The organism is uncultured Aquincola sp., assembly GCF_964001545.1.
Lineage (GTDB): Bacteria > Pseudomonadota > Gammaproteobacteria > Burkholderiales > Burkholderiaceae_C > Aquincola.
Window position 1 is genome coordinate 1 of the sequence record NZ_CAXFDV010000015.1, and the last position, 12,877, is coordinate 12,877.

General features: G+C 72.3%; 7 protein-coding genes. 3 read left to right on the top strand and 4 right to left on the bottom strand.

Features of this window, described 5'->3' with window-relative positions; translation table 11 throughout:
- On the top strand, window positions 1-751 hold a 751-nt coding region (locus ABNT58_RS00495; protein ID WP_348751557.1), incomplete at its 5' end, for an MHFG family PEP-CTERM protein.
- Between the two features lie 69 nt (window positions 752-820).
- On the opposite strand, the gene uvrA is transcribed toward ABNT58_RS00495, so the two are convergent.
- Window positions 821-3,727, bottom strand: coding sequence for an excinuclease ABC subunit UvrA (gene uvrA / locus ABNT58_RS00500; protein ID WP_348751558.1), 2,907 nt, complete (start codon window positions 3,725-3,727; stop codon window positions 821-823).
- 158 nt (window positions 3,728-3,885) lie between these two features.
- Between uvrA and ABNT58_RS00505 the strand changes: the two genes are divergently transcribed.
- Entirely contained in the window at window positions 3,886-7,548 is a 3,663-nt protein-coding gene (locus tag ABNT58_RS00505; RefSeq protein ID WP_348751559.1) for a hypothetical protein, read from the top strand.
- 10 nt (window positions 7,549-7,558) lie between these two features.
- Here the strand turns inward: ABNT58_RS00505 and recQ are convergent, their stop codons facing one another.
- Both recQ and ABNT58_RS00515 read right to left on the bottom strand, forming a co-directional pair.
- On the bottom strand, window positions 7,559-9,436 hold the full coding sequence (gene recQ / locus ABNT58_RS00510; RefSeq protein ID WP_348751560.1) for a DNA helicase RecQ: 1,878 nt from the start codon (window positions 9,434-9,436) through the stop codon (window positions 7,559-7,561).
- A 14-nt stretch (window positions 9,437-9,450) separates the two neighbouring features.
- Window positions 9,451-10,833, bottom strand: a complete 1,383-nt coding sequence (locus tag ABNT58_RS00515; protein ID WP_348751561.1) for a chloride channel protein — start codon at window positions 10,831-10,833, stop codon at window positions 9,451-9,453.
- Window positions 10,834-10,972: 139 nt separating this feature from the next.
- On the opposite strand from ABNT58_RS00515, the gene ssb reads away from it, so the two are divergent.
- A complete protein-coding gene (gene ssb, locus ABNT58_RS00520) occupies window positions 10,973-11,524 on the top strand; it encodes a single-stranded DNA-binding protein (RefSeq protein ID WP_250198554.1) in 552 nt (183 codons plus the stop codon).
- A gap of 87 nt (window positions 11,525-11,611) precedes the next feature.
- Here ssb and ABNT58_RS00525 read toward each other — a convergent pair whose 3' ends face one another.
- Window positions 11,612-12,721 (bottom strand): DnaJ C-terminal domain-containing protein, encoded by a 1,110-nt coding sequence (locus ABNT58_RS00525; protein WP_348751562.1) that lies wholly within the window; start codon window positions 12,719-12,721, stop codon window positions 11,612-11,614.
- Window positions 12,722-12,877: the final 156 nt, after the last annotated feature.

The window sequence follows — 12,877 nt, forward strand, 5'->3', positions numbered from 1 at the left end:
CTGGGACAACCCGGGCCACAACCCGTACATGGGCGACCTGCCCTCGGCCATCGACCGCTATACCGACATCTCGCCCGCGGCGCGCGAGCGCCTGAAAAAGCGCATGGCCGCGCGCCAGTACGACGAGATGGTCTCGATCCGACGCGACAGCATCGTCGGCAAGGACGTCTACCAGTCCGCCATCCGCGACATGCACTTCGGCAACGGCGGCATCTGCAACACCGTCACCCGCAACAAGTGGTCGGCCGACGCCGAAGAGCGTGGCCTGGTGTACTGCGAAAGCGGCGAATGCATCCTGGTGCCCACCGTGTGCCGCAACGTCAGCCGCATCAGCCGCGCAGGCGGCCCGGGCGGCGCCGCTGCCGCCGGCCCTGGCGAGCTGACCTTCGATCCGCCGGCCGCCGGCAACCCGGCCGTCGCCGCCGCGCCCGACACCCTGGAAAGCCTGCCGCCCACCGGCGCCGGCACGCCCGCCACCGGCCTGGCCGTGGTGCCCACCGCAGCGCCGATCCTGGCCGGCCCCATCATCGGCAACGGTGGCAATGGCGGCCAGCCGGTGCTGGGCGGCCCGATCTCGATTCCTTCGGCGCCGGTGCTGCCTTCGGGCAGCCTGCCGCCGGTGCCGGTGGTGCCGCCGCCGGTGCCCGAGCCCGCCACCTGGGCGCTGATGCTGGGCGGCATCGCCGTGCTGGCCTGGATGCGGCAGCGCCGCCTGGTGGCCCAGCCGGTGCGCGACGGCCGCCGCGGCTGACGGCCCACCCGCCCGCGCCGGCGGGCCACATGCACACCAAGCCCCCGCCGCACCGGTTGCCGCGGGGGCTTATTCCTTGAGCAGCGTCGCCAGGAAGCGCCCGGTGTGGCTGCCGGGATGGGCGGCCACCGTCTCCGGCGTGCCGGCCACCACCAGGGTGCCGCCGCCGGCCCCGCCTTCGGGGCCCATGTCGATCACCCAGTCGGCCGTCTTGATGACGTCGAGGTTGTGCTCGATGACCACGATGGTGTTGCCCGCATCGCGCAGCTGGTGCAGCACCTGCAGCAGCAGCCGGATGTCGTGGAAGTGCAGGCCGGTGGTGGGTTCGTCGAGGATGTAGAGCGTGCGGCCGGTGTCGCGCTTGCTCAGCTCCAGTGCCAGCTTCACCCGCTGCGCCTCGCCGCCCGACAGCGTGGTCGCGCTCTGCCCCAGTTTGATGTAGCCCAGGCCCACGTCCAGCAGCGTCTGCAGCTTGCGCGCGATGGCCGGCACCGCGCTGAAGAACGGCGTGGCGTCCTCCACCGTCATGTCCAGCACCTGGGTGATGTTCTTGCCCTTGTAGAGCACCTCCAGCGTCTCGCGGTTGTAGCGCGCGCCGTGGCACACGTCGCAGGGCACGTACACGTCGGGCAGGAAGTGCATCTCCACCTTCAGCACGCCGTCGCCCTGGCAGGCCTCGCAGCGGCCACCGGCCACGTTGAAGCTGAAGCGGCCCGGGCCATAGCCCCGCTCACGCGCGGCAGGCACCTCGGCGAACATCTCGCGGATGGGCGTGAACAGGCCCGTGTAGGTGGCGGGGTTGCTGCGCGGCGTGCGGCCGATCGGGCTCTGGTCGACGTTGATCACCTTGTCGAAGGCGTCCAGACCTTCGATCTCGCCGTGCGGCGCCGGCTCGGCATGGCTGCCGTAGAGCTTGCGGGCCACGGCCAGGTACAGCGTGTCGTTGACCAGCGTGCTCTTGCCCGAGCCCGAGACGCCGGTGACGCAGGTGAGCAGGCCCACCGGGATCTCCACCGTCACGCCCTTGAGGTTGTTGCCGCGTGCATCGACGATGCGCATCTGCGGCCGACCTTCGGGCGACAGCGGCGGTGCCGGCCGTTCGATGCGCAGCACGCGGCCCAGGTATTGGCCGGTGAGCGATTCGGGGTCGGCCGCCACTTCGGCCGGCGTGCCCTGCGAGATCACCCGGCCGCCATGCACGCCGGCGCCGGGGCCCATGTCCACCACGTAGTCGGCGGCGCGGATCATGTCTTCGTCGTGCTCGACCACCAGCACGCTGTTGCCCAGGTCGCGCAGGTGCTGCAGCGTGCCGATGAGGCGTTCGTTGTCGCGCTGGTGCAGGCCGATGCTGGGCTCGTCCAGCACGTACATCACGCCCGACAGGCCGCTACCGATCTGGCTGGCCAGCCGGATGCGCTGCGCCTCGCCGCCCGACAGCGTGTCGGCGCTGCGGTCCAGGCTGAGGTAGTTCAGGCCCACGTCGTTGAGGAAGCGCAGCCGCGCGCGAATCTCGCGCACCACCTTGTCGGCGATGTCGGCCTTGGCGCCCAGCAGGTGCAGGCCGTCGAAGTAGGCCTGGCAATCGGCCAGCGTGGCGTGTTCCACCTCGTAGATGGGCCGGCCGCGCTCGCCGTCGGCGCCTTGCAGCAGCACGTGGCGCGCCTCGCGCCGCAGGCGGGCGCCGCCGCAGTCGGGGCAGGCGCGGGCGTGCTGGTAGCGGGCCAGGTCTTCACGCACGGCCACCGAATCGGTCTCGCGCATGCGGCGCTCGAGGTTGGGCAGGATGCCTTCGAACGGGTGCGAGCGCTTGACCGTGCGGGAGCGGCCTCCGGGCTTGGTGGCCTCGGCCGTGTAGCTGAAGCTGATCTCCTCGGTGCCCGAGCCGTACAGCAGCACCTGACGCTGCTCGGCGGTCAGTGATTCGAACGGCAGGTCGATGTCGAAGCCATAGTGCTTGGCCACGCTTTCCAGCAGCGAGAAGGTGTAGGCATTGCGCCGGTCCCAGCCCTTGACGGCGCCACTGGCCAGGCTGAGCGACGGAAAGGCCACCACCCGCTCGGGGTCGAACACCGTGACTTGGCCCAGACCGTCGCAGCTGGGGCAGGCGCCCACCGGCGAGTTGAACGAGAACAGCCGCGGCTCCAGCTCGGGCAGCGAGTAGCTGCACACCGGGCAGGCGAACTTGCTGCTGAACAGGTGCGAGCGGTCGTTGTCCATCTCCAGCGCCAGCGCGCGGCCATCGGCGATGCGCAGCGCCGCCTCGAAGCTCTCGGCCAGCCGCTGCCGCAGGCCGCTGGCCACCGCATCGGCCCGGATCTTCACGCGGTCGATCACCACGTCGATGTCGTGCTTCTCGGCCTTCTTGAGCTTGGGCAGCTCGGCCGCCTCCACCACCTGCCCATCGACCCGAAAGCGCACATAGCCCTGGGCCTGCATGTCGGCGAACAGCTCGACGAACTCGCCCTTGCGGTCGCGCGCCACCGGGGCCAGCACCATCAGCTTGGTGTCTTCGGGCAGCGCCAGCACTGCGTCCACCATCTGGCTGACGGGCGTGGCCACCAGCGGCAGGTGGTGGTCAGGGCAGAAAGGCGTGCCGGCGCGGGCGTACAGCAGGCGCAGGTAGTCGTGGATCTCGGTCACCGTGCCCACGGTGGAGCGCGGGTTGTGCGAGGTGGCCTTCTGCTCGATGCTGATGGCGGGCGACAGGCCCTCGATCACATCCACGTCGGGCTTGTCCATCAGCTGCAGGAACTGCCGCGCATAGGCCGACAGGCTCTCCACGTAGCGGCGCTGGCCCTCGGCGTACAGCGTGTCGAAGGCCAGGCTGGACTTGCCCGAGCCCGACAACCCGGTGATCACGACCAGCGCATGCTTGGGCAGGTCGAGATCGATGTTCTTCAGGTTGTGCGTGCGTGCACCGCGCACGCGGATGGCGGGCGCTTCAACGGGTTTGGGGGGCGGCGGGACGGCAGTCATCGAAGGGGCGAGGGCAACCGGCCATCATAGTGCTCGGCGATTTCAGGTGCAGGCACCGGGCATGGGACCGCACGCAGCGCCATCCCCAATGCCCCAGGGCAGTGCGCTTGTCGGCCCCGGGCCGCAGGCCTAGAGTGGGCCGACCCCTTCAGCAAGCCGTGGACCCGTCCGCCCCCCACACCCCCCACCCCGCGGCCGCCCGCCAGCCGCGCTGGCTGCGCGACGAGCAGGCCGCGCTGCTGCGCCGCCGGCGGCGTGCGGGCCTGGGCCCGGGCCGCCGCGTGGCCGAATTGCCGACGGTGGGCCTGGCGCTGTCGGGGGGTGGCGTGCGCAGCGCCACCTACGGCCTGGGCCTGATCCGGGGCCTGGCCCAGCGCGGGCTGCTGCCACGCATCGATTACCTGTCCACCGTGTCGGGCGGCGGCTACGTGGGCGCGATGCTGGGGCGGCTGATCCTGGCGCTGGGCGTCGGGCCGGCGCAGGCGATGCTGGCGCAGCGCCGCTCCGCGCTGCTGGACTGGCTGCGCCGCAATGGCCGCTACCTCACGCCCGCCGGCTCGCACGACGTGGGCGTGGCCGCCGTCACCTACCTGCGCGCCTTCGTCGCCATCCATGCCGAGCTGATGATGGCCGCGCTGCTGTTCGGCCTGCTGGTGGTGGCGCCGCACCTGTGGCAGCTGAGCACCGACACGCTGGACCCCGCCACCTGGCAGGCCTGGGGCAGCCTGTGGTTGCCGGCCGCGGTGGCCTGGATGTGCGCCACCCTGCCCGGCCTGGCCTGCGGCTACTGGGTGGCCCGCGAAGGCCCCGACCCGACGCGCCGCGATGCGGCCGCGGCGGTGCGTGAGCGGGTGCAGGCCGGTGTGCTGTGGGCCGCCACCGCTGCGCTGTTGTGGCTGGCCTGGCGGCTGCAGCTGCTGCGGCCTTTGAGCGAAGGCCTGGTCGGCATGCCGATGCTGCTGCTGGCCGTGACCTCGGTGGCGGCGGGTGTGGGCGGCACCTGGGTGGCGCTGGGCCGCAGCACCGACAGCCGCGGCCTGGCCAGCGCCCGCGTGCGCCGCCGCACCACCGAGCTCACGCGCAGCGCCCTGATCGTGGCGGCGCTGTGCCTGTTCATGGGTGTGCTGGACCTGCTGAGCTGGCGGCTGCTGAAGCTGGCGCTGGCCGACCGCGACTGGCTGTGGGGCGGCGTGGGCCTGGGCGGCTTTGCGGCGCTGCTGCTGCGCGCGCTGGCGCAGCCGCTGCAGCAGCTGGTGCAGCAGGCCAGCGCCTCGCTGGGCACCTGGACGCCGCGGCTGCTCAACGCCGCTGGCGTGGGGGTGCTGGCGGTGGTGCTGTGCTTCTGGTTCAGCACGGTGCAATGGCTGGTGTTCACACCCGCACCCATGGGCTGGCTGGATGCGGTGCCGCCCACCTGGCGCGCCGGCGGCCTGCTGGCGGCCTGTGCGCTGTGGTGGCTGACCACGGCCCACAACGAGGCGATGGCCAATGCGTCGTCGCTGCACGGCTTTTACCGCGCGCGGCTCACGCGGGCCTACCTGGCGGTGGGCAACCCCAACCGGCCGGTGCTGCAGCCGGCCGCGGGCGAGGCGGCGGCCGACGTCACGCAAGTGGTGTCACGCGACGACGCCGACCTGCGCGACTACCGGCCCGAGCGCCGCGGCGGGCCCATCCACCTCATCAACACCTGCCTGAACCAGACCCGCGACGACGCCAGCGGCCTGTTCAACGCCGACCGCAAGGGCACGCTGCTGACGGTGCGGCCCGACGGCGTGGAGATCGGCCCGCGCGAGCGGGTGTGCTTTTCCACCGCCAGCGAGGTGGGCACGCTGGGCAAGTGGGTGGCCATCTCGGGCGCGGCAGCGGCGCCAGGCGCGGGCGCCTACACCTCGCGTGGCTGGGCGCTGCTGCTCTTTCTCATCGGCGTGCGGCTGGGCCATTGGGTGCGTGAGCCGGCACCCCCGGCGCGCCCGCGCCCCGGCTGGCGCGATGCGCTGTGGCGGCTGGCCGCCAAGCCGCTGATGCTGTGGTCGGAAGCCACGGCCACCTACCGCGGCCAGGCGCGGCCCTGGTGGTACCTGTCGGACGGCGGGCACTTCGACAACACCGGCGTGTATGCGCTGCTGCGGCGGCAGCTCGACTTCATCGTGCTGGTGGACGCCAGCTGCGACCCGCGCTACGAGTTCACCGACCTGGAGAACCTGGTGCGCAAGGCCCGCATCGACTTCGGCGCCGAGATCGAGTTCTACCCCCACGAAGAGGCGGTGCAGCGCTTCGGCGTGGACGAAGCCGGCGTGACCGTGCTCTCGCCGCAGGACATGGCGGACAGCCAGTCGTCGCGCGGCGTGCTGCTGGGCCGCATCCGCTACCTGCGGCCGGCCGGCTGCCCGGCCGACATGCCGGAGCACCAGGGCACGCTGCTGGTGATCAAGCCCAACCTGCATGCCGCGCTGGACGTGGACGTGCTGGCCTATGCGCAGCGCCACCCGCGCTTTCCGCACGAATCCACCGGCGACCAGAACTTCGACGAGGCGCAGTGGGAGAGCTACCACCGCCTGGGCGAAGACGCCGGCGCCGCGCTGCACGTGGAATGGCTGGAAGGCCTGCCCGGCTGGCGCCAGCGCGCCCTGCATGCGCTGGAGAGCCCTGCCCGCCTGCGCCCGCCAGGCCAGGCCCTGCCCGCGCCGGTGGCGCCGCAGCCCGAGCCGGCCTGGCGGCGCGCCGCCAAGAACAGCGCCATCGGCACCACGCTGGGCCTGGGCGCCTCGGGCACGCTGCTGCTGTCGCTGTGGCAGGTGAGCGACCAGATCCGCCAGAACGAGAACACCCAGCGCAGCGAGGTGCGCACGCTGTTCACCGAGGTGTCGCGCGCGCTGTCGGCGGTGGACCTGGCCTGCCCCAAGGTGCCGGTGCACGTGAGCCAGCAGGTGACGCTGCTGCAGGACCTGGTGCAGAACCCGGTGATCAGCGACCTGGACCGGGTGGCGGTGCAGCGGCTGCTGGAAGCCACGCGCGACCAGTGCCGGCTGCTGTCGGCCATCCCCACCGACGCTTGCGTGGCCGCCCAGCGCCAGACGCAGGACGGCCTGTGCACCGCGCTGGCCACGCTGCCCAGCCGCGATGCCTTGAGCTACTGGCACCCGTTCGAGCTGCCGCCGGGCCGCATGCTCACCGGCGCCGGGCTGGTGGCTCTGCTGCAGGCCCGCTGGCGTGGCGACGCGCCGCCCACCGCGGTGGCCGTGGCGCCGCCGGCTGAGGTGCCCGGGGCGCCGCCGGCCATGGGCGCAAGCCCACCGCCTGCGCCGTATCCCACCACGGCGCCTGCGCCGGCCAAGCCCTGGCCGGCCCCCACGCCAGCCGCCGGTGGCCCCACAAGCCCAGCCCCGGCCACCGCGCCCGGCGACAGCGCCAGCGCGCTGCAGTCCACCTGCAGCGCCGCCGGCGAAGGCCTGGTGCGTGTTTACCTGCAGGTGTACGACGAAGCCTCGCGCAGCGCCGCGGTCGGCCTGCGGGCCGCGCTGCAGCAGGCCGGCGGCGCCAGCCTGCAGGTGGCGCCGATCGAGAACGTGACGCGCAGCGCCGCGCTGCGCCAGCAGCGGCGGCCGGTGCCCTGGCCGCAGCCCACGCTGGTGGTGCACCAGCGCGCCGACCTGCCGTGCGCGCAAGGGCTGGCGCAGCAGGTGCGCGCGCAGTGGGCGCCCGGCCGTGGTGGCGAGGTCTGGGTGCGCGAGCTGCCGGCCAGCCTGCGCAACGGCGGCCAGCGTGTCATCGAGCTGTGGCTGCCGCCCAGCGAAGGCGGCGACACCGGCGCCCGGCGCTGAAGGCGGCCGCTCAGCGGCCCAGCACGTTCAGGATCTCGGCGCCGTAGGCTTCCAGCTTGCGGGCGCCGACGCCGCTGATCTCGCCCAGCTCGGCCAGGTCGGCCGGCATGCGGCGGGCCATCTCGGCCAGCGTGGCGTCGTGGAACACCACGTAGGCCGGCAGGTTGTGCGAGCGCGCCACCTCGGCGCGCCAGGCCTTCAGCGAGGCAAAGCGCCGCTGGGCATCCGCATCCAGATCGGCCGCCGCGGCCGGCACCTTGCCATCGCCGCGCACCGCGCGCTTGCGCACGCCCCGGGTGGCCTCGCGCGGCATGCGCAGCACGATGGGCACCTCGCCCTTGAGCACCGCCCGGCTGCTGGGCATCAGACCCAGCGTGTTGTATTCGCCCTCGGTGGCCACATGGCCCAGCGCCACCAGCTGACGCAGCACGCCGCGCCATTGCGCATCGCTCAGGTCGGCGCCGATGCCGAAGGTGCTGAGCTGGTCGTGGCCGTACTGCACCACCTTGTCGGTGCGCTTGCCACGCAGCACGTCGATCAGCTGGCCGGCGCCAAAGCGCGTGGGCCCGAAGCCGCCACCATGCTGCGAGAAGCGGTAGATGCAGCTCAGCGCCTTGCGGGCCGCCTCGGTCGCGTCCCAGGTGTCGGGCGGGTTCAGGCAGTTGTCGCAGTTGCCGCAGGGGCTGCTCAGCTCGCCGAAGTACGACAGCAGCCGCACGCGCCGGCAGTCGTGCGACTCGGCCAGCGCCAGCAGCGCCTCCAGCTTGCCGCGCTGCACCTGCTTGAACTCGTCGCCGGCCGGGCTCTCGTCGATCATGCGGCGCTGGTTCACCACATCGGCCAGGCCGTAGGTCATCCAGGCTTCGGCCGGCTCGCCGTCGCGGCCGGCGCGGCCGGTTTCCTGGTAGTAGCTCTCGATGTTCTTGGGCAGGTCGAGGTGGGCCACGAAGCGCACGTCGGGCTTGTCGATGCCCATGCCGAAGGCGATGGTGGCCACCATCACGATGGCGTCTTCGCGCAGAAAGCGGTCCTGGTGCTTCTGCCGCACCGAGGCGTCCAGGCCCGCGTGGTAGGGCAGCGCGGTGATGCCTTCGTCGGCCAGCCACACCGCGGTTTCTTCCACCTTCTTGCGGGTGCCGCAGTACACGATGCCCGATTCGCCTTCGTGCTCGTCGCGCACGAAGCGCATCAGCTGCGCGCGCGGGTTGTCCTTCTCGACGATGGTGTAGCGGATGTTGGGCCGGTCGAAGCTGGCCACGAAGATGCGCGCTTCGTCCAGCGCCAGCCGCTGCACGATGTCGGCGCGGGTGATGTCATCGGCCGTGGCCGTGAGCGCCACCCGCGGCACCTGCGGAAAGCGCTCGTGCAGCTGCGACAGGCCCAGGTACTCGGCCCGGAAGTCGTGGCCCCATTGGCTCACGCAGTGCGCTTCGTCGATGGCGAACAGGCTCAGCAGCCCGCGCTCGTTGAGCGAATCCAGCATCGCCAGAAAGCGCGGCGTCAGCAGCCGCTCGGGCGCGGCATACAGCATCACCAGGCGGCCGCTGCGCAGCTCGCGCTCCACGTTCTGCGCTTCTTCGCTGCTGAGCGTGGAATTGAGGAAGGCCGCATGCACGCCGGCTTCTTCCAGCGCACCCACCTGGTCGTGCATCAAGGCGATCAGCGGGCTCACCACCACCGCCACGCCATGGCCGCCGCGGTGCCGCACGATGGCCGGCACCTGATAGCACAGGCTCTTGCCGCCGCCGGTGGGCATCAGCACCAGCGCGTCGCCGCCGGCCGTCACATGCTCGACGATGTCGCCCTGCATGCCGCGGAACGCGGTGTAGCCGAATACCTCGTTGAGAACTTCGATCGGCGAGGAGGCGGCGGTGTCAGGGCGGTTCATGGAAGCCCGGCATCTTAACGAACGGGCTCCGCCTGGGCCTGCGGCGGGGTGGGCGGCGGCGTCGGCGACGCAGCGGGCCGCGGCCGCATGAGCTTGGCCAGCTCGGCATACATCGGCCCGCAGATCAGCCGCGAAATGCCGCTGGAGACGAAAGCGGTGAGCATCAGGCTCAGCACCATGGCATGGCCCGACACCATCTCCATCACCAGGATGAAGGCGGTGAGCGGGCCCTGCGTGGCCGCCGCCAGAAAGCCCACCATGCCGAGCGCGATCAGCGGAATGGCGTGCTCGGGCGGCAGGCCGAACAGCCAGGCCACGTCGCGGCCGATGCCCGCGCCCACCGCCAGCGAAGGCGCGAACACACCGGCCGGCACGCCCGTCCACGACGACAGCCATGTGGCCATGAACTTGAGCAGGGTGTACAGCGCCGGCACGTCGGTCTGGCCTTCCAGCATCGCGCGCGTGGGCGCATAGCCGGCGCCCGAGGTGCTGCCCTGGCACACCAGGCCGATGACGGCCACGCCCAGCGCGCAGGCGGCGCCAAAGCGCACCGGGTACTGCTGGCGCCACTGCTTGATGCGCCCCGGCCCCGGCGCCAGCGAGCTGACCAGCAGCTGCGAAAAGAGGCCGCCCAGCAAGCCGGCCACCACCGCCACCACCAGGCCGGGCAGCAGCAACTGCAGCGACAGGCTCTGCACCCGCAGCTGGCCGAAGTACGTCAGGTTGCCGAACACCGACACCGCCACCAGGCCCGACAGCACGATGCACACGATGACCAGCGCGCTCTGCGCCGCATGGTGGCGGCGCGAGAGCTTCTCCAGCGCGAACATCACCCCACCCAGCGGCGTGTTGAAGGCCGCGGCGATGCCGGCCGCCGCGCCCGCCACCATCAGGTCGTGGCCATCGATGCGCGCGGCCGGCGACAGCCAGCGCCGCACCGACAGCATCACGCCCGCGCCGATCTGCACCGTCGGCCCTTCGCGGCCGGCCGACAGCCCGGCCAGCATCGCGCCGCCCAGCAGCGCCGCCTTCTTGATGGCCAGCGGCAGCGAGACCAGCGCGCGGCGGCGCTCGGGCGCCAGACTGTCGTCCAGCGCCACTATCACCTGCGGAATGCCCGAGCCGGCGGCGCCGGGTGCAAAACGGCGCGTGAGCCACACCAGGATGGCGGTGATCACCGGCGTCCACAGCAGCATCAGCCACGGCCCCAGCGGGCCCGAGCTGCGCATGCGCTCATGCAGGTGGCTGGCGGCTTCGCACAGCAGGGTGACGCCGACCACCGAAGCACCGGTGGCCACGGCCGCCGCCAGCACGATGGCGCGGTCGATCCAGGCGCGGCCGGCGCGGATCTCCCGCTTCAGGTTGCGCCAGAAATCGGGGGTCTCGTCATCGTGCATAGGCGGCACCTTAGCAGGCGCCGCGCCCGCCCCCGCCCGCGCCGGCGCACCCCCATGCGGCACAATCGACCGCTCCCGGCCGGCCCCCGCGCCGCGGCCGAACCCCTTTTTCCCCAAGACCCGACGCACAGGAGCGACCATGGCCTCCGTCAACAAAGTCATCATCATCGGCAACCTCGGGCGCGACCCCGAGATGCGTTCGTTCCCCGACGGCGGCTCGATCTGCAACATCACCGTGGCCACCACCCGCCGCTGGAAGGCCCGTGATTCCAACGAATTCCAGGAAGAAACCGAGTGGCACCGCGTGGTGTTTCGCGACCGCCTGGCCGAGATCGCGGGCGAGTACCTGCGCAAGGGCCGCCCGGTGTACGTGGAAGGCCGCCTGAAGACCCGCAAGTGGCAGGACAAGGAAGGCCGCGACAACTACACCACCGAGATCGTGGCCGAGCAGATGCAACTGCTGGGCGGCCGTGAAGGCATGGGTGGCGGTGAGGAAGACGGCGGCGGCAGCAGCAGCGGTGGCGGCTACCGCAGCCGCGGCGCTGCGGGCGGCGGCGGCGGCGGTGGTGGTGGGTACGGCGACGAGCCGCGCGAGCGCCCGGCCCGCTCGGCCGCCCCGGCCCCGCGCCCGGCCCCCGCACCGAAGTCGAACACCGGCTTCGACGACATGGACGACGACATTCCGTTCTGACGGCAGATTTCGCGGCCCCTTCGCGGGCCCGGCCCCGGCTTGCAGCAGCCCGCGCGCTTCACCGCCGCGGGCTGTTGTGTTTTGTCGTCAGGCCGCCGCCTTGCGCTTTCGCCGGGCACGGGGGCTTGGCGGCGGCGGCTCGCGGTCATCGGCCGAAGCGGGCGGCTCGCGCTCGCCGGCATGCCGGCGCAGCTGCTGCTGCCAATCGGCCAGCGGGCCGGTGGCAGCCGCTGCGGTGGTGGCGATCAGGCGGTCCAGCAGGATGTGCTGGTCGTTGGTCCAGGGCTCGGGGAACACCGGCTGCACCGTGACCACCAGGTCGGCGCGCGATCCGCGGCGCGTGGCGGGAAAGCCCTGGCCCGGCAGGCGGTACACGCACTCGCCATGGCGCAGCGCCAGCGGCTGGCAGCCGGCCAGCGTGGGCACTTCCACCTGGCGACTGCCCAGCCAGCGAAAGCCGTCCACCGGCATGGTGCAGCGCAAGGTGCCGTCGGCGTCCAGCGTGAACAGCGGGTGCGGCTGCAGCTCGATCTGCAGGTCCAGGCCGCCTTCGGGCCCGCTGCCGTCACGCGCGGGCGGCACGCCCAGCAGGTCGCCGTCGTGCACGCCCGCCGGAATGCGCACCTTGATCTCGTACTTCAGGGGCGGCAGTTTGCCGGTGCTGCCGCACGGCTGGCAGGCCAGGCGGGCGCGCCCGTCGCCGCTGCAGTCGGGGCAGCGCACCAGCGTGGCCATCCAGCCGTACCAGGCGCGCTCGCGCACCTGGCCTTCCCCCTGGCAGGTGGCGCAGGCCGCGCCCGAAAAGCGCAGGCCCTGGCCGCCGCAGGCTTCACAGCCCTGGCTGAGCTGGCCACGCAGCACGCGCACACAGCCCAGCGCCGCTTCTTCCAGCGTGAGCTTGATGCGGCGGCTGACGGGCGGGGCCGACCGCCCGGTGGTCGGCGGCGGTGGCTCGGCGGCGGCAGGCGAAGGGGCAGGCGACGCGCCGGGCGCCGGGGGCGACGCGGCCGCGGCTGCAGCCGCCGCCTGCAGCAGCTCGAAAGCCTGGTTGATGCGCTGCATCTTGTCGACCGCCGCCTGGCTGGCGTTGCGGTCGGGGTGCCAGCGCGAGACGAGCCGGCGCCAGGCGGCCTTGATCTCCGCCTCGCTGGCTCCGGGCTGCAGGCCCAGTTCTCGATATGCTGTCTCGGTGCTCACGCCCGCCCCCTGAAGGCGGGATGCTAAGCGAGCGCCGTGCCGGTCGCTCCGGTCAGCCCATGCGCACGCTGCCGTGCTCGCCCATGCCGGTGGGCGGGTTGCCGGTGACGGCGGCCTTGGCCATCTTGAACAGCTGGGTCAGCTTGTTTTCCTTCA

Bases quoted from the DNA above. Each gene is read 5' to 3' on its own strand.
- uvrA (WP_348751558.1), bottom strand. From the start codon at position 3,727: ATGACTGCCGTCCCGCCGCCCCCCAAACCCGTTGAAGCGCCCGCCATC.
- recQ (WP_348751560.1), bottom strand. From the start codon at position 9,436: ATGAACCGCCCTGACACCGCCGCCTCCTCGCCGATCGAAGTTCTCAAC.
- ABNT58_RS00515 (WP_348751561.1), bottom strand. From the start codon at position 10,833: ATGCACGATGACGAGACCCCCGATTTCTGGCGCAACCTGAAGCGGGAG.
- ssb (WP_250198554.1), top strand. From the start codon at position 10,973: ATGGCCTCCGTCAACAAAGTCATCATCATCGGCAACCTCGGGCGCGAC.